This is a genomic window from Streptomyces sp. NPDC058001 (assembly GCF_042886315.1).
GTDB lineage: Bacteria > Actinomycetota > Actinomycetes > Streptomycetales > Streptomycetaceae > Streptomyces.
Genome location: NZ_JBHVQT010000007.1, coordinates 50,094 through 73,011 on the forward strand (window position 1 = coordinate 50,094; position 22,918 = coordinate 73,011).

A 22,918-nucleotide genomic window follows, 5' to 3' on the forward strand; every position below is an offset into this window, starting at 1 on the left:
GTCCCGAGGCCGGAGTGGGCTCAGTACACAGCTCCGTACACCACCAGTGTCAGTCACCGAAACCATGAAGGAGTTGGCTGGCCAGTCACTCCCTCTTGTAGATTCGTATGAAGGGTGAGGCCCTTTAACCCCCTCGACTTCCCCCGGAAACCACAAGCACCGGCCACACCCACGACCATGGGCACAGATGTGCGACATCGAACAGATGTACGACATCGCGACTGATCGGCGGCGACGAGACATGCGGCTGCGCGCACTCCTGGACACCGACGCGCTGGGGCTGCGGCTGCTCGGCGGCGCGGACGAGCTGGACCGCACGGTACGCGGGGTGATGACGACGGACCTGCGGGACCCCAGCCGCTATCTGTCCGGCGGCGAACTGGTCCTCACCGGTCTCGCCTGGCGGCGCGGCGCCGACGACGCGGAACCCTTCGTACGGATCCTGACGGGCGCCGGGGTCGCCGCGCTCGCGGCGGGCGAGGCGGAGCTGGGCGACATTCCCGAGGACATCGTCGCGGCCTGTGCCCGGCACCGGCTGCCGCTGTTCGCGGTGAACGAGCGGGTGGCGTTCGCGACGATCACCGAGCATGTCGTACGGCAGGTGTCGGGCGAGCGGGCCGGGGACCTGGCGGCCGTGGTGGACCGGCACCGGCGGCTGATGACCTCGGGTCCCGCCGGCGGCGGCCCGGACGTCGTGCTCGACCTGCTCGGCACCGACCTCGATCTGCGGGCGTGGGTGCTGTCCCCCGCCGGGCGGACCGTCGCGGGCGCGCCGGGGCCGGGGCCCGCGCTGTCCGGCGAGGTGTGCGCGGCGCTCGCCGCCGAGCATCTGGCGGCGACCCGGTCCGGGCGGCGGGGACCGCACCGGGTGACCGTGGGCGGGACGGTGTACTCGCTGTTCCCGGTCCGCGGCGGCGGGCGCGGCGTCACGGCGGCGACGCGGGACGTACGCGAGACGGTCCTGTCGGACTGGCTGCTCGCCGTGGCGGCGGACGCCGGCGACTGGCCCGACGAACGCCTCGACCTGCTGTACGGCGTGACCCAGCTGATCGCGGTGGAACGGGACCGGCGGGACGCGGCCCGTACGGTACGGCGGCGGCTCGCGCAGGAGATCCTGGAACTGGTGCAGACGGGCGCCGCGCCCGCCGAGATCGCCGCGCGGCTGCGGGTCGCCGCGCCGGTACTCCTGCCGGGGCTCGGCAGCGCGCCGCACTGGCAGGTGGTCGTGGCACGCGTCGAGTGGGACGGCGGTGAGATCGAGGGCGGCCCGGTGGCCCAGGCGCTCCTGGAGGAGATCCTCGTCGACCCGCAGACGGCGGGGCCCGAGCCGTCGGACCGGATCGCGGTGGCGCACACCGGGGACGAGGCTGTCGCGCTGGTACCGCTGCCGACGGCGACGGAGCTGTCCGGTACGGGGGTCGGGGCGGCCGGGGACTCCGGGGGCGATGAGCAGGCCGGGGGTGGCAAGGGGGCCGGAGACGGCGAGAAGGCGGGATCCGGTCAGGAGGTCGGGCTGCTCGCGGACACGCTGCTGCGGTCGGTGCGGGGGCCGCTGACGGCGGGGCTCGCCGACGACGAGCGGCTCACCATCGGCGTCAGCGCGCCCGTGCAGTCCGCCGAGGGGCTGCGCGGCGCCCTGGAGGAGGCCCGGCACGCCCGGCGGGTCGCCGCGGCGCGTCCCGGGCGGGTGTGCGCCGCGGGGCACCACGAGTTGGCCTCGCACGTACTGCTGCTGCCGTTCGTGCCGGACGACGTGCGGCGGGCCTTCACGGCGCGGCTGCTCGATCCGCTGCGCGCCTACGACCGGCGGCACCGGGCCGAGCTGATCCCGACGCTGGAGGCGTTCCTCGAATGCGACGGTTCCTGGACGCGGTGTGCGGGCCGACTGCATCTGCACGTCAACACGTTGCGCTATCGCGTCGGCCGTATCGAGCAGTTGACGGGGCGTGATCTCTCCCGCCTTGAGGACAAGTTGGATTTCTTCCTGGCACTGCGGATGAGCTGACGCCACAAGGGGCGCGCGAGGGTGCGGCGGGTGGATCACGGGACCGCCGTGGGCGTTCCGTGATCCATGACTTTGTGAAATCCTTCACCTACCCCCTTGGCCGGGCGCGCCCATCCGTGCTGAGATTCCGCATCGGCTCAGGATCACAAGGGTGTGCTCGGGGAGGGCAACGTGGCGCATACCGCCATGTCTGGTACCGGAACGACCAAAAAGCACGATCCACTCCAGACCGCGGTATGGCGGCTGCGCTCACGCGCCTGCTGGACGGACGCGGCGGCACTTCTCGACCGGCTCGCGGTCACCGACGCGGGGGCGGCGCTCCAGCGGGCCTCGCTCCTGGTGGAGCGGTGCCTCTATACGGAGCAGGGCTGGGCGGAGGCCGAGGACGCGCTGCGGACGGCGGAGGCGCTGGCGGGGGACGACGATCAGCGGGGGGCCGCGGCGTGTGAGCGGGGGCAGTTGGCGTACGCGGCGACGCTGCTCGGGGTACGGGACCGGGCGGACGAGGCGCGGTCCGCGCTGGGGCGGGCCGCCGCGCTGATCGCTCCCGGGGCACCGGGTCGGGCTCTCCTCGACTTCCGGCGGGGGCTCATCGCCGAGAACCTGTCGCAGTCGCCGCAGTCCGCTCGCGCGGCGTACCGGCGGGCCCATGCCGGTGCCACGGCGCACGGTGACCATCTACTGCTCTGCTTCACCTGGCATCACCTCGCCGGACTCGCCCTTCTGGAAGGGGAGTTGGCGGAGGCGCGGCACGGGTTCGCGGAATCGCTGCGGCTGCTGGAGGAGTTGGGGTTCCTGGTGGGCACGGCGCCCGCGCTGGCGGCGCTCGCCCAGACCGAACCGGAACCCGAGGCCACCCGGCTCCACCAGGAAGCCGGCCGCCTGCTGCGCCTCCTGGACGGAATCCCCACCCGCCTCGCCCCACTCCCGTAGGCCCGCCCGCTCGCCCCACTCCCGTGGGCCCGCCCTCCACCGGGAGGGCCACCGGCACTCCACCGAACTGGAGAGGGCCCGACCGCATGCGGGAGGGCCTGACGGCATCCGGGCGGGCAGGCGCCGTCGCACATTCCGCCGGACCCTCACCGGGGTGGCGCACCACCGCCGCGGCGGGAAGAAACCCGCCCCGGCGGGGAGGGGTTGTCAGGCGGCGGGTGAGGGTTGTCACGCGGCGGCCGATCCCGTAGAGGCCCGCCGGATCAACATCCCGCCGTCGCGGCGGAGCACCACGGCCGTGGGGTCCGGCGGAATCCAGGACGGCCGGCTGCCGAACACCGCACCGGACGCCCGCCATGGCAGCGCACCACCGCCACGGCGGGCCGAAGGACAAGGTGGGGGTTCAGAAGGGTGGTGGGTCAGGTGGGGGTGAAGTGGGTGTGGATCAGGGAGTGGGCCTTTGGTGTGTCGCCCGTCGTCAACGCGTCCAGCAGGGACACGTGTTGGGCGGCGTCCGCCAGGAGGTCTGCCCGGCGGTGCGTCAGGGGGCCCGAGACCAGGGGCCATTGGGCTCGGCGGTGGAGGTCGTCGGCGATCTGGACGAGCTGTTCGTTGCCGGAGAGCGCCAGCAGCCCGCGGTGGAAGGCGCGGTCGGACTCGGCGTACCCGGCCCGGTCACCGCACGCCGCGGCGGCGCCGGTCGCGTCGGCGAGCGGACGCAGCTCGGCCCATCGCGCCGCCGGTACCGTCCGGGCGAGCCGGAGCAGTACGGGCACCTCGATGAGCGCCCGTACCTCCGCCAGCTCGGCCACCTCCCGCGCACTGCGCCGGGTGACCCGGAACCCCCGGTTCGGCACCACCTCGACGGCGCCTTCGACGGCGAGCTGCTGCATGGCCTCACGGACGGGTGTGGCCGAGACCCCGAGGCGCTCACCGAGCACCGGCGCCGAGTACACCTCGCCCGGCACCAGCTCCCCGTCCACGAGGGCGGTCCGCAGGGCGTCGAGCACCTGCCCCCGCACACTGGCCCGCTGTACGACGGCGACCCGGGGGCGCGGCATCGGCTGCTCGGAGTGGGTGTGCTCGCCCCGGGCCGCGCGCTCCGGCGCGGCCGGGACCGGAGCCGGGGCGGAAGCCTGCGGCGGCACCCGGGGCGCCTCGGCGGCGGCCCATGCCTCGACGGCTCCCGATGGGGCGGGCGTGGCGGTCCGGTCCGGGACGCCCTGGCGGCTGTGTGGTCTCATTCGGGCCTCCTCCGGGGGATCCGCACCCGCAGAACGATAGGCCGAGCCGCGCACAGTTCAAACCTCGATCAGTTCGGGTAAGGTTAGCCTTACCTGCTGACGATCGTGATTCGGTGGTCCCGCATGACCGTTCCCGCCCTGGCCACGAGCACCCCGCGTGTCCCGCACCCGAGCCCCGCACACCCGGACGTGTCTCCCGTCACGGAGGCGTACACCCGGCTGACCGAGGTCTTCCCGGAGCTGCGGATCGAGGAATTGCGCGCGGGCCACGCGATGCCGGCGGACGGCGGCTGGGTCCCCGTGTCGACGCTCGCGGCGGGCGGCCCCGACCTCGACGCGTTCCTCGCCCGGGACGACGCACAGGTCGTCGAGGACTACGGGCAGCGGGCCCGCCCCGACGTGGTCGCCAGCTTCGGTCTGCACCGCTACGCCTGGCCGGCCTGTCTGCTGATCACGGTCCCCTGGTTCCTGCACCGCAGGGTCCCCCGACTCCCCGCGGAGCGGGTCTCCTTCCACCGCGCCCTGGGCCGTTGGGCGGTGCGCGTCGAGGACTTCGCCTGTCTGCCGGACGACCCGGCGGCGCGGCTGCCGGGCGCCCGTGTCGTGCCGGACGAGGAGGCCCTGCGCGCCGAGGTGCGGGACGCCGTCGCCGAGCATCTGACGCCGGTGCTCGCCGGGTTCGGCCCGCGTATGCGGCGCCGGGGCCGGGCCCTGTGGGGCATGGCGACCGACGAAGTCGTCGAAGGGCTCTGGTACATCGCACATCTCATGGGCGAGGAGCAGCGCGGTATACGGGAGTTGGAGGGCCTGCTGCCCGGCACCACCAAGCCGTATGTCGGCACCCCCGCCTTCCGTACACTGACCGGTCCGAAAGGCGAGTCCCTGCCCACCCGGGACCGCGCGAGCTGCTGCCTCTTCTACACTCTGCGTCCAGAGGACACCTGCGTCACCTGCCCCCGTACCGGCGACGCGGACCGCGTGGCACGGCTCTGTGCGGCTCCTTCCGCGTGAACCCCTCGTAAGAGTGGCGTTAATCGAACGGAACTGGCCAACCTCAACCGTGAGTTCGATAAGATGCCTGCTCTTGGCGTACCCCGGCACCACCTTGGCGTTCCCTTTCACCGAAACCCCCAGCGCGGCACCGGGATTGAGCCACTATGGCGCCCGAAACGCCCTACTGCGATGCGAGGGACCCACACCATGAGATTGACCGACATATCGCTGAACTGGTTGCTACCCGGCGCCGTACTGCTCCTGGGCATCCTGGCGGCGGTTGCGGTGCTCACGCGGAGCAGGAAGGCCAAGGAGAAGACGTCCGCCGAAGGCGACTCGTGGGAGCGCAGCGAGGAGCGCCGTAGGCGCAAGGAGGCCATATACGGCACCGCCTCCTATGCCCTGCTGTTCTGCTGCGCGGCGGTCGCAGCCGCGCTCTCCTTCCACGGCCTGGTCGGCTTCGGCCAGCAGAATCTGAATCTCTCCGGGGGCTGGGAGTACCTGGTCCCGTTCGGCCTCGACGGCGCCGCCATGTTCTGCTCGGTGCTCGCGGTGCGGGAGGCCAGCCACGGTGACGCGGCGCTCGGCTCCCGGCTCCTGGTGTGGCTGTTCGCAGGCGCCGCGGCCTGGTTCAACTGGGTGCACGCGCCGCGCGGCCTCGAACACGCCGGTGCCCCGCAGTTCTTCGCCGGAATGTCCATGTCGGCCGCCGTCCTCTTCGACCGCGCGCTGAAGCAGACCCGCCGTGCCGCCCTGCGTGAGCAGGGTCTCGTCCCGCGTCCGCTGCCGCAGATCCGCATCGTCCGCTGGCTGCGCGCGCCCCGTGAGACGTTCGCCGCCTGGTCGCTGATGCTCCTGGAGAATGTACGGACCCTGGACGAGGCCGTCGACGAGGTCCGTGAGGACCGTCGCGCGAATGAGCAGAACCGGCTCCTGAGGCGGGACCAGGACAAGCTGAAGCGGGCGCAGCTCAAGGCGCTCAGCCGGGGCCACCACCGCGGCTGGCCGCGCGGTGGCGGACGCCAGCTCCCGCACGTCGACGGACCGCCCGCCGTGACCGCCGGATCCGGCGGTGCGCAGGCCGGCGCGGAGCCCGCGATATCCGAGCCGGAGCAACTGCCCCTGCGCGCCCGGCCGTCGCTTCAGGCGATCGGTTCCGGGAGTGAGCGCCGGACCGTCGACCTCACCGCCGAGGACGACACCATGGCACTGCCCCGGCTCGACTCCCTGGAACGCAAGCTCAAGGACCTTGAGCAGCAGTTCGGCTGAGCGGCGGTCCGGCTGAGCCGGCGATGACGCGGGGCGGTGGTACGGCTGGGTCCGTACCCCGCCCCGACCGCTTTCCCGGCAACCGCATCCCCGTGCCGAATCCGCCGCGCTCACGTCCAGGCGCCGTCCAGTTCGAACCACACCACCTTCCCCACGCCCTGTCCGAGGACCCCCCAGGCGTCCGCCAGGGCCTCCACCAGGAACAGTCCCCTGCCGCTCGTACCGTCGTCGGCGACCGGTACCCGCGGCTTCGGCCTGCGTCCCGTGAAGTCCCGTACCTCGACCCGCAGTCGGGACGGGCCCGCCGTGACGGTCAGGATCGCCTGCTGGTCCGTGTGGACGAGGGCGTTGGTGACGAGTTCGCTGGTGAGCAGCTCCGCCGTCGCCGCGCCGTCCGGTCTCCCCCAGTGGCTCAGCAGCTCCCGCACCGCGCGCCGGGCCTCGGGCACCGCCCGCAGATCCGACCGGGCGAAGCGCCGCCGCAGCCGCCGTATACGTTCCCCGTTCTCCGCACTGGTCTGCGTACTGGTCTGCGTACTGGTCTGCGTACTGGTCTGCGCACTGGTCTGCGCACTGCTCTGCGTAGTGGTCTGCGTGTCGGTCCGCGCACTGATCTCCGTACCGGTCTCCGCACGTTCCTCCGTGCCGTTCGCCGTACCGTTCTTCGCTCCTTCCCCCTGGTCGTCCGTGCTCTCCCCCGTCTTGACCCCCGCCTGCACGCCGATGCCGCCTCTCTGCTCGAACACGTACACGGGATGCATGCCCGCCCCGGCGAGCCGCACGCCTGCGCCTTTGATCCCGTACCGGCCGGGTGTGCCGGGGCGGTACGGGGAAGGCACTGCGGTGGACCATCTGTGCGAGTACCGCGCGTACCTGTGCGAGTCGCTCAACGAGTACCTGAAGGAGCCGCCGTGCACGACGACCGACTACTGGTGGAAGGCCGCCTCGAACGGGCGATGCGCCAGTTCGTCCGCCCCGCCCAGTACGCCGAACGCGTCCCGCTGACCCTGACCGTGTGGCACGCGCCGGGTGAACCGGTGCCCGTGGCCGATGCCCTGTCCGCCGGGTACGAGCCGTTCACGACCGGGACGGAGTGGGGCAGCCCCTGGTCGACGAGCTGGTTCCGGCTCGACGGCACCGTGCCCGACGCGTGGGCGGGCCGCACCGTGGAGGTGGTCGTGGACCCGGGCTTCACCGGGGAAGGGCCCGGCTTCCAGGCGGAGGGCATGCTGTATGACGCGTCGGGCGTGCCGATCAAGGGCATCCACCCGCGCAACCGGCATCTGACGGTGGGTTCCCCTGCGCGAGGCGGCGAGCCGGTCGCGCTGCTCCTTGAGGCGGCGGCGAACCCTGCCGTTCTGCACGACTTCCTGCCGACACCGCTCGGTGACGTGCTGACCGCCGGGGACCGGCCCCTGTACCGGTTCGCCGCCGCCGACGTCGCCGTACTGGACGAGGAGGTGTGGCATCTGATCCTCGACGTCGAGGTCCTGTCCGAGCTGATGCACGAGCTGGACCCGGCGCTGCCCCGGCGGCACGAAATCCTGCGGGCCCTGGAGAACATGCTCGACGCGCTCGATCTGCACGACGTGTCCGGTACCGCGTCCGCCGCCCGCGCCGAGTTGGCCGACGCCCTGTCCCGGCCCGCGTCGGCGAGCGCGCACAGGGTGTCGGCCGCCGGGCACGCGCACATCGACTCGGCGTGGCTGTGGCCGCTGCGCGAGACGGTCCGCAAGGCGTCCCGGACCTTCGCCAACGTCACCGCGCTGGCCCGCGACTACCCGGAGCTGGTCTTCGCGTGCTCGCAGGCACAGCAGTACGCGTGGGTGAAGGAGAACCAGCCGCACATCTGGGATCGCATCCGGCAGGCCGTGGCGGACGGCACCTGGGCGCCGGTGGGCTCGATGTGGGTGGAGTCCGACGCGAACATGCCGGGCGGTGAGGCCCTGGCCCGCCAACTCGTGCACGGCAAACGGTTCTTCGCCGAGGAGCTGGGAGTGGAGACCGAGGAGATCTGGCTGCCCGACTCCTTCGGGTACACGGCGGCCTTCCCGCAGTTGGCGCGGCTCGCGGGGGTGCGCTGGTTCCTGACGCAGAAGCTGAGCTGGAACCAGACCAACAAGATGCCGCACCACTCCTTCTGGTGGGAGGGCATCGACGGCACCCGCGTCTTCACGCACTTCCCGCCGGTGGACACGTACAACGCGCACTTCCACGCCCGTGAACTCGCGCACGCCGAGCGGAACTTCGCCGACAAGGGGCGGGCCACGCGGTCCCTGGTGCCGTTCGGCTGGGGCGACGGCGGGGGCGGCCCGACCCGCGAGATGCTGGAGAAGGCGCGCCGGTTGCGCTCCCTGGAGGGCTCACCGACGGTCGAGATCGAACGCCCGTCGGCGTTCTTCACGGCCGCCGAGGAGGAGTACGGACAGCGGGCGCCGGTGTGGTCCGGTGAGATGTATCTGGAGTTGCACCGGGCGACGTACACGACGCAGGCCAAGACCAAGCAGGGCAACCGGTACTCCGAACATCGCCTGCGCGAAGCCGAGTTGTGGTGTGTCGCCGCCGCGCTGCGCGGTACGGGGTACGTGTATCCGTACGACGCGCTCGACCGGCTCTGGAAGACGGTGCTGCTGCACCAGTTCCACGACATCCTGCCGGGGTCGTCCATCGCCTGGGTGCACCGGGAGGCCAGGGACACCTACGCGCGGGTGCTGGCCGAGCTGGAGGAGATCACGGCCGACGCGGTCCGCGCGCTGGGTCCCGGCGGGCCGTCGGTGCTCAACGCGTCGCCGTACGAGCGGACCGAGGTGGTCGTGACGGACGGGGCGCCGTCGGCCCTGGTGACCGTGGGTCCGCTGGCGGCGACCCGGATCATGGCGGCGGTCCCCGACTCGGAGGTGACCACACTGGTGGGCCGCCCCGACGGCTCCCTCGTCCTCGACAACGGTCTGCTGCGGGTCACCGTGGACGAGGACGGGCTCGTCGCGTCGGTCCGCGATCTGCGTGTGGACCGGGAGGTCCTGGCACCGGGCTCGGCCGCCAACCTCCTTCAGCTGCACCCCGATCACCCCAATCAGTGGGACGCCTGGGACATCGACCGGCACTACCGGCACCGGCACACCGATCTGACGGCCGCCGAGTCGGTCGAGCTGGTCGAGTCCGGGCCGCTGCGGGCGGTCGTACGGGTGGTGCGGGCGTTCGGCGACTCGCGGATCACGCAGGAGATCCGGCTCGCGGCCGGCAGTGGCCGGATCGACTTCGTGACGGACGTCGACTGGCGGGAGTCTGAGAAGGTCCTCAAGGCGGCCTTCCCGCTGGACGTGCACGCCGAAAGGTCCGCCGCCGAGATCCAGTTCGGGCATGTGCACCGGCCGACGCACACCAACACCGGCTGGGACGCGGCCCGTTTCGAGATCTGCGCGCACCGCTGGCTGCGGGTCGCCGAGGAGGGGTACGGCGTCGCGGTCCTCAACGACTCGACGTACGGCCATGACGTGACCCGTACGCCGCACGATCGGGGCCTGGGCACCACGGTCCGGCTGACGCTGCTGCGGGCGCCGCACAGCCCGGACCCGGAGACCGACCTCGGCAGCCACCGGTTCACGTACGCGCTGCTGCCCGGCGCGGGGGTCGGGGACGCGGTGGCGGAGGGTCTCGCGCTGAATCTGCCGCTGCGGGTCGCCGAGGCGCCGGAGCTACCGCCGCTGGTCGCGGTCGACCATCCGGCGGTGACGATCGAGTCGGTGAAGCTCGCGGAGGACCGCAGCGGCGATGTGGTGGTGCGGCTGTACGAGTCGCGGGGCGGGCGCGCGGACGCGACGCTCACGGCGTCGTTCCCGGTGGCGCGGGCCGAGGTGACCGATCTGCTGGAACGGCCGCTGAGTCCCGCCGAGACCGGGGACACGGGTCTCACACTGGCGCTGCGGCCGTTCCAGATCCTGACGCTGCGGCTGCGTCCGGTGTAGCCAGTCTTTTCAACTGCCTTACGGGCGGGGGACGTTGCGCAGGTTGGAGCGGGCCATCTGCACCATCTTGCCGACGCCCCCGTCCAGCACCATCTTCGAGGCGGAGAGCGCGAACCCGGTCACCATCTCGGCGCTGATCTTCGGCGGGATGGAGAGCGCGTTCGGGTCGGTGACGATGTCGACGAGTGCGGGGCCCCTGTGGCTGAAGGCGTCCTTGAGGGCGCCCGCGAGCTGCTTGGGCTTCGTCACCCGGACACCGTAGGCCCCGCACGCACGGGCCACGGCGGCGAAGTCGGGGTTGTGGTTGGCGGTGCCGTACGAGGGCAGCCCCGCGACCAGCATCTCCAACTCGACCATGCCGAGTGAGGAGTTGTTGAACAGGACGACCTTCACGGGCAGGTCGTACTGCACGAGGGTGAGGAAGTCGCCCATCAGCATGGAGAATCCGCCGTCGCCGGACATCGACACGACCTGGCGGTCGCGGTCGGTGAACTGGGCGCCGATGGCCTGCGGAAGGGCGTTCGCCATGGAGCCGTGCGAGAACGAGCCGATGATGCGGCGCCGGCCGTTCGGCGAGAGATACCGGGCCGCCCACACATTGCACATACCGGTGTCGACGGTGAACACGGCGTTCTCGTCGGCGAGTTCGTCCAGGACGGCGGCGACGTACTCGGGGTGGATCGGGATGTGCTTGTCGACCTTGCGGGTGTACGCCTTGACGACGCCTTCGAGAGCGTCGGCGTGCTTCTTCAGCATCTTGTCGAGGAAGCGGCGGTTCGTCTTCGGCTGGACGCGCGGGGTGAGACAGCGCAGCGTCTCGCGCACATCGCCCCAGACGGCGAGGTCCAGCTTGGAGCGCCGCCCGAGCCGCTCCGGCCGCACGTCGACCTGGGCGATCTGTACGTCGTCGGGCAGGAAGGCGTTGTACGGGAAGTCGGTGCCGAGCAGGATCAGCAGATCGCACTCGTGGGTGGCCTCATAGGCGGCGCCGTAGCCGAGCAGTCCGCTCATGCCCACGTCGAAGGGGTTGTCGTACTGGATCCACTCCTTGCCGCGCAGGGCGTGGCCGACCGGGGACTTGATCCGCTCGGCGAACTCCATGACCTCGGCGTGCGCGCCCGCCGTGCCGCTGCCGCAGAACAGGGTGACCTTGTCGGCCGCGTCGATCATCCGGACCAGTTTGTCGATCTCGCTGTCGCCGGGGCGGACCGTGGGCCGGCTGGTGACCAGGGCGGACTCGGCGGCCTTGTCCGGGGCGGGCTGGTCGGCGATGTCGCCGGGCAGCGTGACGACGCTGACGCCGCCCTGGCCGACGGCGTGCTGGATGGCGGTCTGGAGCAGCCGCGGCATCTGTTTCGGGTTGGAGATCATCTCGCTGTAGTGGCTGCACTCGCGGAACAGCTGCTCGGGATGGGTCTCCTGGAAGTAGCCGAGGCCGATCTCGCCGGACGGGATGTGCGAGGCCAGCGCGAGGACCGGGGCCATGGAGCGGTGGGCGTCGTAGAGGCCGTTGATGAGGTGCAGATTGCCGGGGCCGCAGGAGCCGGCGCAGGCGGCGAGCGAGCCGGTGATCTGCGCCTCGGCGCCCGCCGCGAACGCCGCGGTCTCCTCGTGGCGGACATGGATCCAGTCGATGGCGGCAGTGCGGCGGATCGCGTCGACCACGGGGTTGAGGCTGTCGCCGACGACGCCGTAGAGGCGTTTGACGCCCGCGCGGACGAGGATGTCGACGAACTGCTCGGCGACGTTCTGCTTGGCCATGACTTCACGGACCCCTTCGCGCTCGCTGGACAGGGCTTGGGTCCATGAATTCACAGCGGACGCGGTTACGCCTCCCACACGGCGGCGATCGTGCGGTCGTCGGCATAGCCCTTGACCCTGACCTGGGTGTCCGCGAGGAAGGCGGCGAGGCCCGGTGGCTCGTCGCCGGCCCAGCGGGCGGTGAGGTGCCGGGTGAGGTCGGGTTCGCCGTGCAGCGGATCGGCGAGGCCGCCGGTGCAGAGCAGAAGGGTGTCACCCGGGCGGGCGACGGACGCGCGGAAGCGGAACGGGGCGCGGGGCGGCTCCGGGGCCGGCTCATAGGGGCTGGGGGGTGTCGTGATGCCCAGGTCCATGGTGAGGCGGTCGCCTTCCGGGGTCTCGCTGGGCGGTGAGCCGAAGCCGACGACGGGTTCGCCCGCCGTGTCGGCGGTCTGCGGCTCGATGTCCTGCCAGGCGCCGTCACGCAGCCGGAAGAGACCGCCGGTGCCGACGCCGAAGAAGACGCGGGTACGGCACGCGGGGTCGGCGGGCAGCAGCAGACAGCGCAGACTCGCCGTGTACTCCTCGGGTTCGACGCCCAGTTCGGCGGCGCGGGCGCGGAGCTTGCCGAGGCTGCGGTCGGTGAGGCGGTGCAGGCCCGACTTGAGGTCGCCGCGGCGCCCGGCGCGGATGTCCTCGGTGAGCCGGGCGTGGCTGCGGCCGACGGCCCCGCCGATCCAGGCGCAGGCGTCGGCGGCGGCGCGGTGGGCTCCCGCGGTGGCGCGGGCGCCGGTGGCCATGGCGACGAGGACGAGCGCGTCGTCGCCGGTGCCGAACCGGGCGGTGAGCAGGGCGTCGCGGCGGGGTTCGCCCCGGTACCGGGCGGAGTCCCCGCGTACGGATGCGGCCCGCAGGGTGGTCTTTCCGTACCGGGCTCCGTCGAGCACGGTGTCGGCCACGATCTCGCCGACGTCCTCGGGGTCGGCGGGCGGGAGGGCGGTGGGCTCGGCCTCGTAGGTGGGCGGCCGGTCCCCGACGTACACGGGCGCGGGTCGATGGGGCGGCGAGGGCGGCGGCGCGACCTCGTCGGCGCGGGGCGCCGGTACGGTGACGGGTCCTGGCAGGATGCCGTGCGGACCCGCGGGCGGCTCGGCGGACGGTTTCCGGGGACGGTCGGGGAAGGTACGGGGCACGGCGGCCCCCACCGGCACTTCCCAGGGAGCCGGAGCCGACCCGAACCCGGAGGGAGCGTCCCCCGAGGGTGCCTTTGCCGGAGCTTCGGCCGGGGGGCGCGGGGCGTCGCGGGGCTCGGTCGGTACGCCGTTCACGGCTGATGTGGCCGAACTGAACCTGTCGTCCAAGGTGTCGGTGGTCGGGGCCGGGCCCGTGTCGTCGGTCCGGTCGCCGTACAACTCCCCCCACCAGTCGTCCTCGTGGCCGGTGCGGCTGTCCCCCTGCTGGCTCATGCCCTTATTGTCCACCGCGCGGCGCGCACGAAAACGGGGCATCCGGAAAATCCCGTGGCGACGGCCCACAACCCGCCATGGCGAGACCGCCGGACGGCCCCACCCCCCACGGGAGTGCCGCCCGGCGGTCGCCGGTGTGACCTGGGGCTACGGTCGCAACCGCACGTCGTAGGCCCGGATCACGGTCTGTGTCACGAACGCACCGCGCGCAACGGTCAGTTGGGCCCGCACAGTGACGGGACACCCGCCCGCCCCCGCGTGGTCCACGGACGCCGAACCCAGGGCCGTACGCGAGATCGCGCGCATCGCTCCCCTCAAGGTCTGCCGCGCCCAGGCCAATACGGTCCAAGCACCGCATTACGGGCTGATGTTGGTACTGCGGTGGCGCCACCTTGGCAGAGAGGCGGGTGGTACGGCGATGATGTGCCGAGGCGGCTTTACGCCGTGGCCGCTTTCCGCCACCGGGTCGGCGTCGGCCACCGGAACGGAACGCTCGGGGAGGGACGTCGCCGCATGCTGGCAGCGCTGGGGCTCGACGAAGTGCATGAATCGGCGTACCGCGCCCTGGTGTCGGTGGGCGCAGCCGACGTACCGGATCTGGCGCGCCGGCTCACGCTCGGCGAGGACGCCACGGACCGGGCCCTGCGCCGGCTTGAGCGGCACGGGCTCGCCGCGCAGTCGTCGGCCCGCCCGGGGCGCTGGGTCGCGGCGCCGCCGGGCGTCGCGCTGGGGGCGCTGCTCACCCAGCAGCGGCACGAGTTGGAGAAGGCGGAGCTGGCCGCCGCGCTGCTCGCCGAGGAGTACCGGGCGCAGGCCGCCGAACCGGCCGTGCACGACCTGGTCGAGGTGGTGACCGGCGCGGGCGCGGTCTCCCAGCGGTTCCTCCAGCTCCAGCTCGGCGCGAGCGACGAGGTGTGCGCCCTGGTGACGGGCAATCCGGTGGTGGTCTCGGGCCGGGACAACAAGGCCGAGGAACAGGCCGCGGGCCGGGGCGTCGCCTATCGGGTCGTCGTCGAACGCGAGGTCCTGAACCTGCCGACCGGCCTGCTCGAACTGTCCGCCGCGCTCGGCCGCGACGAGCAGGTACGGGTGGTGGAGCGGGTGCCGACGAAGCTGGTGATCGCCGACCGGACCCTCGCGATGGTGCCGCTCACCTCGCGGACCGCCGAACCCGCCGCGCTCGTCGTCCACGCCAGCGGGCTCCTGGAGTCACTGTCGGGCCTGTTCGAGGCGGTGTGGCGGGACGCGCTGCCGCTCCGCCTGGGCCAGGGCGGCGGCATCACGGAACAGCACCCGGACGGGCCCGACGGCACCGATCTGGAGATCCTGTCGCTGCTGCTCGCCGGGCTCACCGACGCGAGCGTGGCGAAACAGCTCGACCTCGGACTGCGGACCGTGCAGCGCCGCGTCAAGCGGCTGATGGAACTGACCGGCGTGACAACCAGGTTGCAGCTCGGCTGGCACGCGTACGAGAAGGACTGGGTGGCCCGGGAAGGTCGCCCGCCGCGTGAGGCGGTCTCCCAGCGGGAGCTGCCTTCGCAGCGGGCGGGGCGGCCGGATCCGACCCCGGAGGGCTAACGCGACCTGCGGGTTCACGCGCTCTCCTGCACCCTGGGCTGATGGGAGCGTGGGAACTCCTGCTGGTCGGGGTGGTGATGCTGCTCGGGCTGTGCGGAGTGCTGGTGCCGGGGGTGCCCGGTTCATGGCTGGTGTGGGCCTCGGTGCTGTGGTGGGCGTTGCAGGACCCGCGCAGACTGACCTGGGCCTTCTTCGTCGGCGCCACCCTCGTACTGCTGGTGTCCCAGGCCGTGCGCTGGCAACTGCCGCCGCGCCGGCTGCGGCAGAGCGGGGCGACGCGCCGGATGGCGGTGTGGGCGGGCGGTGGCGCGCTGGTGGGGTTCTTCGTGGTGCCGGTGCTCGGCGGGATCCTCGGATTCATCGGCGGTATCTATGTGTCGGAGCGGCTGCGCCTGGGCAGTCACGGCGATGCGGTGGCCGGGGTGCGTACCGCGCTGCGGGCCGGGGGCTGGAGTGTGCTCGCGGAGCTGTTCGCGTGTCTGCTGATCTTCGGGGCGTGGCTGGGAGCGGTGGTCTGGGCCTGAGGCCCGGCCGCGAGAGCGTGTCCGCGCAAGCACCCTCGTCCATGTCTCCGCCCCTGGTCCACATACGTAACGGCACATCGGATCTATATCTTCCTGTTGACGTGCGGTCACACCGTCTCTACCTTTCCGCAGGGGATAGCTCCGATGAATCATTCGACGTATTGCTCAGCCGCCGCACACGAGCCGCCGGGAGGCGCGTATGCCCAGCCCGTCCAGACGAACCGTCCTCGCCACCACGACCGCGCTGGGCGGGGCAGCGCTCGCCGGAGGTGTTCCGGCACAGGCATCGGCGGCGGAACCCGGGGCGGCCGATGTGCCGGCCGGGGCGACGGAGGTGCGGCCGTCCGGCGACCCCTGGCGGGCGGTGCTCGACGACGCCGACCTCGTCTGGCAGCGGATGCCGACGACCTGGTACGAGGGCCCGTATCTCGGCAACGGCTTTCTCGGCTCCGGGATCTACGCCGACCCGGCCGCGCCCACGAAGGCCGTCCGCTTCCAGGTGCAGCACTCCGAGGTGCAGGACCACCGGCCCGAGTTCGGTTCGCTGTTCGGTCTCGCGCGGCTGCCGATCGGGTACTTCACGCTGGAGCCGGTCGGCACGATCACCGCGCTCGACTGGCGCCTCGCGCTGCGCGACGCCGAACTCACCGGCACGCTCACCACGGACCGGGGCACTCTCACGCTGCGCGCCCTCGTCCACACCTCGCGGTCGGTCCTCGCCGTCGAGGTCACGCCCAGCGCCGGTGAGCGGGGTTTCCGGTGGCTGTTCCATCCGGCCGAGGCGATCAGCCCGCGCGCCGCGTTCAAGCCGCTGCCCGGCGGATACACAGGCAACCCGCCCGCCGAGGTCAGCACGGTCGACGGCACATCGGTCGCCGTACAGCCGCTGCTCGCGGGCGGCCAGCACGTGACCGCGTGGCGCGAGTCGACCCGGGGCACGCGCCGCACGCTGTATGTGAACGTGGCGCACTCCCATCCACGTACGACGGCCAGGGCGGAGGCGCTGCGGACGGTCGAGGGGGCCGCGCTGCTGCCGTACGACGCGCTGGCCGTCACGCACCGCCTCTGGTGGCGGGCCTTCTACCGCAAGAGTTTTCTGTCGCTGCCGGACGCGCGGATGCAGCGGTTCTATTGGATCCAGTTGTACAAGACGGCGTCGGCGGCCCGCCGGGACGCGCCGGTGATGGCGACGTCGGGGCCGTGGCTGGAGCCCACGCCGTGGCCCGCGACCTGGTGGAATCTCAATGTGCAGCTTGAGTACTGGCTGATCCACGGCTCGAACCATCTCGAACTCGACGCCGTGACCCGGGCGTTGAGCGAGTTCCGGGACCATCTCACGGAGGAGATGGCGCCCGCGTACCGCGCGGACTCGCTCGGCATTCCGCGCACCACCGACGCACGCCTGATCAACGGCGGCTCCACGGCGGACGATCAGGGGTACGGCGTCGGAATACCCGGCGAGGATCCGCCGACGCCCGAGGTCGGCAACCTCACCTGGGCCCTGCACAATGTGTGGCTCAGCTACCGGCACACCATGGACGAGTCGATCCTGCGGGACGTCCTGTTCCCGCTGCTGCGCAAGGCCGTCGCCTACTATCTGCACTTCCTCCAGCCCGGTCCGGACGGGAAGTTGCACCTTCCGGCCACCTTCTCGCCGGAGTACGGCGGCAACTCCCGCGACTGCAACTACGACCTGATGCTGCTGACGTGGGGCTGCCGGACCCTGCTGGAATCCGCCGAACTCCTGGGCATCGAGGACGAGTCGGCGCCCCGGTGGCGCGAGGTACTGGCCCGGCGTACGCCCTATCCGACGGACGCCAACGGCTTCGTGATCGGTGCGGACATCCCCTTCGCGAAGTCGCACCGGCACTACTCGCATCTGCTCGCCGTGTATCCGCTGTACGAACTCACCGGCCGCACACCGCAGGAGACGGCGCTGATCGAGAAGTCCCTGGCCCACTGGGTCGGCTTCGAGGGCGCACTCCAGGGCTACACCTTCACCGGCGCCGCCTCGATCTCCGCGCTGCTCGGCAAGGGTGACGACGCCCTGAGGTACCTCGGCCAACTGATGAGCCGTTACATCCAGGCCAACACCATGTACAAGGAGTCCGGACCGGTCATCGAGACACCACTGTCGGCCGCGCAGTCCCTGCACGACATGGTGTGCCAGTCGTGGGGCGACATCATCCGGGTCTTCCCTGCGGTACCGGCCGCGTGGCGTGACCTGGTGGTGCACGACTTCCGTACCCAGGGCGCGTTCCTGCTCAGCGCGGTGCGCGAGGACGGCGCGACACGCTGGGTGCGCCTGACCAGTGAGGCGGGGGCGCCGTGCGTGGTCCGCCACGGGGTCGCGGGGGCGCTCGATGTACGGGACTCGCGGGGGCGGCGGCTTCGGTACGAGGACGCCGGGGAGGGGGCGATCCGGATCACGCTGCGGAAGGGCGAGTCCGCTCTGATCACGCGGGCGGGCGATCGTCCGGATCTGCGGATCGCACCCGTCCTTGGCGAGGGAACGGTGGCCCGCTGGGGGCTTCCCGGGTAACCGCCCCGGGAGCAAGGTGCATCGTGAACGGCATTGTCAGAGGGGGTCGTTAGGGTTCGGCGGATGAGTGAGATCTCTTATCTGTCCGCCGTGCGGGAGTCGTACGACACCGTCGCCGACACCTATCTGGAGCGGGTTCCGCGCCCGGCCGACCTGGATCCGTTGAGCCGCGCGACCCTGGCCGCGTTCGCGGAGATCGTGCGGATCGGCGGGCGCGGACCGGTCGCGGACGTCGGGTGCGGGCCCGGTCTGGTGACGGCGTATCTGACCACGCTGGGCGTCTCCGCGTTCGGCGTCGACGTGTCGCCGAGGATGATCGAACTGGCCCGGCGGGCCCACCCCGGGCTCCGGTTCGATGAGGGCTCGATGACCGCGCTGGACATCGGCGACGACACACTGGGCGGCATCCTCGCCTGGTACTCGATCCAGCACACCCCGCCCGAGCGGCTGCCGGAGGTGTTCGCCGAGTTCCACCGCACGCTCGCGCCCGGCGGCCGGCTGCTCATCGGCGGCTATGTCGGCGACGACGAACACATTCGCCCCGCTCAGGGCTACGGCCACCCGGTGTCGTACCAGTTCCACTTCCTGTCCCTCGACCGCATCGCCGACCTGCTCACCCGGGCCGGACTCGTCGTCTCCGCGCGGCTGGAGCAGGGGCCCGACGAGGGGAAGAAGCGGGCGTACGTCAGCGTCCTGGCCCGTAAGCCCGAGAGCCCCTGACCCTGGTGTCACGCGGCCGTGGCGCCGTCGGCTGGCATGCCGTACGGCGCTCTGCGAGGCTCGCGGTATGACCGAATTCAGCGAGGCCGAACGTGCGTATCTGCGGTCCCAGCGGCTCGGGCGGCTCGCCACCGTCGACCCGCACGGGCAGCCGCAGGCGAACCCCGTCGGGTTCTTTCCGCAGGACGACGGCACGATCCTCATCGGCGGCTACTCGATGGGCTCCACGAAGAAGTGGCGGAACCTGACGGCCAATCCGAAGGTCGCCCTGGTCGTCGACGACATCGTCAGCGAACGCCCGTGGAAGGTACGGGGCGTCGACATCCGGGGTGAGGCCGAACTCATCACCGGACCGCACGAGTTGGGCACGCACATGAGTGAGGAAGTGATCAGGATCCATCCGAAGCGGATCCACAGCTGGGGCCTGGAGGAGGACTGAGCTACTTGGGGGCGTCGGGAGCGTCGGGGGCATCGCCGGCTTCGAGCGCCAGCAGATACTCCTTGCGGGCGAGGCCGCCCGCGTACCCGGTGAGGGAGCCGTCCGCGCCGATGACCCGGTGGCAGGGCCGCACGACGAGCAGCGGATTGGCGCCGATCGCCCCGCCCACCGCGCGCACGGCCATCCGCGAGGCACCGATCCGGGCGGCCAAGGCGCCGTAGCTGGTGGTCCCGCCGTACGGTACGTCGTCCAGCGCGTCCCACACCCGGCGGCGGAACTCGGTGCCCTCGGGCCGCAACTCCAGCCGGAATCGGGTGAGTTCACCGGCGAAGTAGGCGGCGAGCTGCTCCTCGGCCGCGCGGAAGGCGTCCGGGGCATGACGCCATTCGGGCCGCACGGTCCGGCCGCCCTTCTGGCCCGGCACGGACAGGGACGTGAGCGCGCCCGAGGCGTCACCGGTGAGCAGGATGTCGCCGAGCGGGCTGGTGACGGTGGTGTACAGCGTGGTGGCGGTCGCTTCGGAGGCCGCCTTGGGCGTGGTCGTGGGGGTCGTCATGGGGGTCGTCATTCCGTCTCTCCGGCGGTGCGCAGGTGTCGCAGGGCGTAGGAGCGCCAGGGGCGCCAGGTGTCGGGCACGGGCCGGTCCGGGGGCGCCACGTCGGGGTCGCCGAGCGCGCGGGTGCGGATGACGGCGACGGTACGGGCGTCCATACCGGGCAGTGCGCGCAGGGCGGCCTCGGCCTCGTCCCGGTCGGCGCCCGCGTCGAGCCGCAGGGCACCGTCGGCCAGGGCGGCGGTCAGCGCGCCGAGGGTGCCGTCCGGCTCGGCCCCGGCGAGTACGCCCGGCTCGGGGAACACATGGGTGAGCGGTCCGCAGGGTGCGTCGAGGGCCTTGCCGTACCGCTGCACGAGCCGTTCGGCGACGGTGCGGCCGACGACGGCGCGTACGGCGAGTTCGTCGGGGTCGGCGGCCCCCGGTGAGCGCAGTCCCGGCCGGGCGGCGACGAGCGGCGCGAGGCGGGGATCGGCGGCGAGGCGTTCGTCGGCGGCGTACGGGTCGGCGTCCAGGTCGAACAGCCGGCGCAGCCGCTGCACGGCGGTGGTGAGGTCCCGGGGATCGGTGAGGTGGATCCGCGCGTCGAGCCAGCCGCCTCCGTGGGCGGTGCCCGCGCCGGAGCCGCCCGGCCGCTCGTCCACGGCGACGATGCCGGTGCCGTACGGCAGGCGCAGTGTGCGGCGGTACGTGCGCTTCCCGGGCGCCCCGGACACGTCCTCGATCCCGGTGAGCGCCTCGTCCGCGAGGAGGTCGAATACGGCGCCGGCCTGGTACGGGCCCCGGTGCGCGAGGCGCAGCGGGATCCCGGCGGCGGGGCCCGCCACCGAGCGGCGGGGTGCCGTCGCGCGGAGCCGGGTCGGGGTCATGGCGTACACGGCCCGGATGGTGTCGTTGAACTGCCGCACACTGGCGAATCCGGCGGCGAACGCGATCTCCGTGATCGGCAGGGCCGTGGTCTGGAGGAGGACGCGGGCGGTGTGGGCGCGCTGGGCGCGTGCGAGGGCGACGGGGCCCGCGCCGACTTCGGCGGTGAGCTGGCGCTGCACCTGCCGGGCGCTGTACCCGAGCCGCCCCGCGAGCCCGGCGACACCTTCACGGTCGACGACACCGTCCCCGATCATGCGCATGGCCCGGCCGACGACATCCGCGCGTACGTTCCACTCGGCGGACCCCGGCACGGCGTCGGGCCGGCACCGGCGACAGGCCCGGAAACCGCAGCCCTGCGCGGCGGCGGCGGTCGCGAAGAACCGCACGTTCCGCCGCTTGGGCGTGACGGCCGGGCAACTGGGACGGCAGTAGATCCCGGTCGTCTCGACGGCGAAGAAAAACGCCCCGTCAAACCGCCCGTCCCGACTCCGCACCGCCTCGTACCTGGTCTCTTCGTCAATCACACATCCATTGTGCGGGACGGCTACCGCCGGGGTCTGGCGGAAATCGGACACCGTGTTGGTGGGGGTTGGGGGTCCGGACCACCCCACCCCCACCCGAAATCCGGCCCATGCGGGACCACTCACCCCTACCCGAAGGCCCCGCCGACCCAGGGTTCGCCTCGGCCCAGGGTTCCGCCTCCGCGGGGGATTCTGCCTCGGCCAAGGGTTCGGCCTGCGCGAGGGATTCCGCCTCCGCGAGGAATTCCGCCGCCGCCCAGGGCTCCGCCTCGGCCCGGGGCGACCGCCCCCCGCAGGGGGCTCCCGCAGGGGAATCCCGCCGCCACGGCGGCACACCACAACGCCGAGGGTCCGGCGGAATCGAAGACGGCACCGACCACAGAATCACCGCTCAACCGCCGGAGGCACTAGTTCCAGTGCCCCCAATTTCCCCGCTTGACCTCCATCGCCGCGCGGCCCTCCGCGCCCCGCCGCTTGTACTCCCGTCGCAGGTCCGCCCGTACCCGCACATCCGTCTTGGCGACAATGCGCTGGTTCTCGCGGAGCAGCTTGCGGTAGCTGTCGAGGCGGCGTTCCGAAAGGGTGCCGTCCGCCACGGCGGCGAGTACGGCGCAGCCCGGCTCGGCCTCATGGGCGCAGTCCTGGAAACGGCACCCGTCGGCCAGCTCCTCGATCTCCGCGAAGACCTGCCCGACCCCGGTCTCGGCATCCCAGAGCCCGACGCCGCGCAGCCCCGGCGTATCGATGAGGACACCGCCTCCGGGCAGTACGAGCAGATTGCGGGTGGTCGTGGTGTGCCGCCCCTTGCCGTCCACGTCGCGGTTGGCCTGGACGACCATCACGTCCTCGCCGAGGAGCGCGTTGGCGAGCGTCGACTTACCGGCGCCGGACTGCCCGAGCAGCACACTCGTACCGCTGGAGACGGTCGCGGCGAGTACGTCGAGCCCTTCACCGGCGGTGGAACTGACGGCCAGGACCTGCACACCGGGCGCGCTGGTCTCCACGTCCCGTACGAGATGCGCCAGGGTCACCGGATCGGGCACGAGGTCGGCCTTGGTGAGCACGACCACGGGCTGCGCGCCGGACTCCCAGGCAAGGGCGAGGAACCGTTCGACGCGGCCGAGGTCGAGTTCGGCGGCGAGGGACACCGCGATGACCGCGTGGTCGACGTTGGCGGCGAGGATCTGCCCGTCGGACCGCTTGGACGAGGTGGACCGTACGAAGGCGGTGCGGCGCGGCAGATAGGCGCGGACGTACCGCGGGTCACCGGCGGGTTCGACGACGGCCCAGTCCCCGGTGCACAGGACGCGCAGCGGATCGCGCGGGGTGACATAGGCGGTGTCGGCCCGGACCACACCGTCGGCGGTGACGACATCGCACTGCCCTCGGTCGACCCGAACGACCCGACCGACGACAAGCCCGTCAGCCGCGTACGGAGAGAACTCGCCTGCCCAGCCCGCATCCCACCCGTACGGAACGAGCGCGTCAGAAGGAGAAAGAGACGAGAGAGACGAAGAAGAAGACGAAGGAAAAGACGAGGAAGACAAGGGGGACCC

At 72.1% G+C, this 22,918-nt stretch carries 17 protein-coding genes; 10 read left to right on the forward strand and 7 right to left on the reverse strand.

Annotated features, from left to right (window positions below):
* Positions 1 to 241 precede the first annotated feature (241 nt).
* A complete protein-coding gene (locus ACFVT5_RS18420) occupies positions 242 to 2,005 on the forward strand; it encodes a PucR family transcriptional regulator (protein ID WP_389889425.1) in 1,764 nt (587 codons plus the stop codon).
* A gap of 171 nt (positions 2,006 to 2,176) precedes the next feature.
* A complete protein-coding gene (locus ACFVT5_RS18425) occupies positions 2,177 to 2,938 on the forward strand; it encodes a hypothetical protein (protein ID WP_389888358.1) in 762 nt (253 codons plus the stop codon).
* A gap of 419 nt (positions 2,939 to 3,357) precedes the next feature.
* Here ACFVT5_RS18425 and ACFVT5_RS18430 read toward each other — a convergent pair whose 3' ends face one another.
* Positions 3,358 to 4,182, reverse strand: a complete 825-nt coding sequence (locus ACFVT5_RS18430) for a GntR family transcriptional regulator (RefSeq protein ID WP_389888361.1) — start codon at positions 4,180 to 4,182, stop codon at positions 3,358 to 3,360.
* 123 nt (positions 4,183 to 4,305) lie between these two features.
* Between ACFVT5_RS18430 and ACFVT5_RS18435 the strand changes: the two genes are divergently transcribed.
* Together ACFVT5_RS18435 and ACFVT5_RS18440 are read left to right on the forward strand one after the other, a co-directional pair.
* Positions 4,306 to 5,193 carry a (2Fe-2S)-binding protein gene (locus ACFVT5_RS18435; RefSeq protein WP_389888364.1) on the forward strand — a complete coding sequence of 296 codons (888 nt, stop codon included), beginning with the start codon at positions 4,306 to 4,308 and terminating at the stop codon, positions 5,191 to 5,193.
* A 189-nt stretch (positions 5,194 to 5,382) separates the two neighbouring features.
* Complete coding sequence (locus tag ACFVT5_RS18440) at positions 5,383 to 6,444, forward strand: DUF2637 domain-containing protein (protein ID WP_389888367.1); 1,062 nt, start codon at positions 5,383 to 5,385, stop codon at positions 6,442 to 6,444.
* 110 nt (positions 6,445 to 6,554) lie between these two features.
* Here the strand turns inward: ACFVT5_RS18440 and ACFVT5_RS18445 are convergent, their stop codons facing one another.
* Positions 6,555 to 6,938, reverse strand: coding sequence for an ATP-binding protein (locus tag ACFVT5_RS18445; protein WP_389889427.1), 384 nt, complete (start codon positions 6,936 to 6,938; stop codon positions 6,555 to 6,557).
* 417 nt (positions 6,939 to 7,355) lie between these two features.
* Between ACFVT5_RS18445 and ACFVT5_RS18450 the strand changes: the two genes are divergently transcribed.
* Positions 7,356 to 10,409, forward strand: coding sequence for an alpha-mannosidase (locus ACFVT5_RS18450; RefSeq protein ID WP_389888370.1), 3,054 nt, complete (start codon positions 7,356 to 7,358; stop codon positions 10,407 to 10,409).
* 18 nt (positions 10,410 to 10,427) lie between these two features.
* Here ACFVT5_RS18450 and ACFVT5_RS18455 read toward each other — a convergent pair whose 3' ends face one another.
* Positions 10,428 to 12,170 (reverse strand): pyruvate dehydrogenase, encoded by a 1,743-nt coding sequence (locus ACFVT5_RS18455; RefSeq protein ID WP_389888373.1) that lies wholly within the window; start codon positions 12,168 to 12,170, stop codon positions 10,428 to 10,430.
* Between the two features lie 65 nt (positions 12,171 to 12,235).
* Positions 12,236 to 13,615 carry a protein phosphatase 2C domain-containing protein gene (locus tag ACFVT5_RS18460; RefSeq protein ID WP_389888376.1) on the reverse strand — a complete coding sequence of 460 codons (1,380 nt, stop codon included), beginning with the start codon at positions 13,613 to 13,615 and terminating at the stop codon, positions 12,236 to 12,238.
* A 513-nt stretch (positions 13,616 to 14,128) separates the two neighbouring features.
* Between ACFVT5_RS18460 and ACFVT5_RS18465 the strand changes: the two genes are divergently transcribed.
* From ACFVT5_RS18465 to ACFVT5_RS18485, 5 genes are all read left to right on the forward strand, one after another.
* Positions 14,129 to 15,193, forward strand: coding sequence for a helix-turn-helix domain-containing protein (locus ACFVT5_RS18465; protein WP_389888379.1), 1,065 nt, complete (start codon positions 14,129 to 14,131; stop codon positions 15,191 to 15,193).
* 41 nt (positions 15,194 to 15,234) lie between these two features.
* Positions 15,235 to 15,717, forward strand: coding sequence for a DUF456 domain-containing protein (locus ACFVT5_RS18470; protein WP_389888381.1), 483 nt, complete (start codon positions 15,235 to 15,237; stop codon positions 15,715 to 15,717).
* A gap of 199 nt (positions 15,718 to 15,916) precedes the next feature.
* Positions 15,917 to 18,259, forward strand: a complete 2,343-nt coding sequence (locus tag ACFVT5_RS18475; RefSeq protein WP_389888384.1) for a glycoside hydrolase family 95-like protein — start codon at positions 15,917 to 15,919, stop codon at positions 18,257 to 18,259.
* Between the two features lie 63 nt (positions 18,260 to 18,322).
* Positions 18,323 to 18,979: a class I SAM-dependent methyltransferase gene (locus ACFVT5_RS18480; protein ID WP_389888387.1), complete on the forward strand. Its 657-nt coding sequence runs from the start codon at positions 18,323 to 18,325 to the stop codon at positions 18,977 to 18,979.
* A gap of 67 nt (positions 18,980 to 19,046) precedes the next feature.
* Positions 19,047 to 19,418 (forward strand): PPOX class F420-dependent oxidoreductase, encoded by a 372-nt coding sequence (locus tag ACFVT5_RS18485; protein WP_389888390.1) that lies wholly within the window; start codon positions 19,047 to 19,049, stop codon positions 19,416 to 19,418.
* Between the two features lies 1 nt (position 19,419).
* Here ACFVT5_RS18485 and ACFVT5_RS18490 read toward each other — a convergent pair whose 3' ends face one another.
* The 3 genes from ACFVT5_RS18490 to rsgA all read right to left on the reverse strand — a co-directional run bounded on the left by ACFVT5_RS18490 (position 19,420) and on the right by rsgA (position 22,909).
* Positions 19,420 to 19,974: a methylated-DNA--[protein]-cysteine S-methyltransferase gene (locus ACFVT5_RS18490; RefSeq protein ID WP_389888393.1), complete on the reverse strand. Its 555-nt coding sequence runs from the start codon at positions 19,972 to 19,974 to the stop codon at positions 19,420 to 19,422.
* Positions 19,975 to 19,982: 8 nt separating this feature from the next.
* On the reverse strand, positions 19,983 to 21,362 hold the full coding sequence (locus ACFVT5_RS18495; RefSeq protein WP_389889429.1) for a bifunctional transcriptional activator/DNA repair enzyme AdaA: 1,380 nt from the start codon (positions 21,360 to 21,362) through the stop codon (positions 19,983 to 19,985).
* 407 nt (positions 21,363 to 21,769) lie between these two features.
* Positions 21,770 to 22,909, reverse strand: a complete 1,140-nt coding sequence (gene rsgA / locus ACFVT5_RS18500; RefSeq protein WP_389888396.1) for a ribosome small subunit-dependent GTPase A — start codon at positions 22,907 to 22,909, stop codon at positions 21,770 to 21,772.
* Between the last annotated feature and the right edge of the window lie 9 nt (positions 22,910 to 22,918).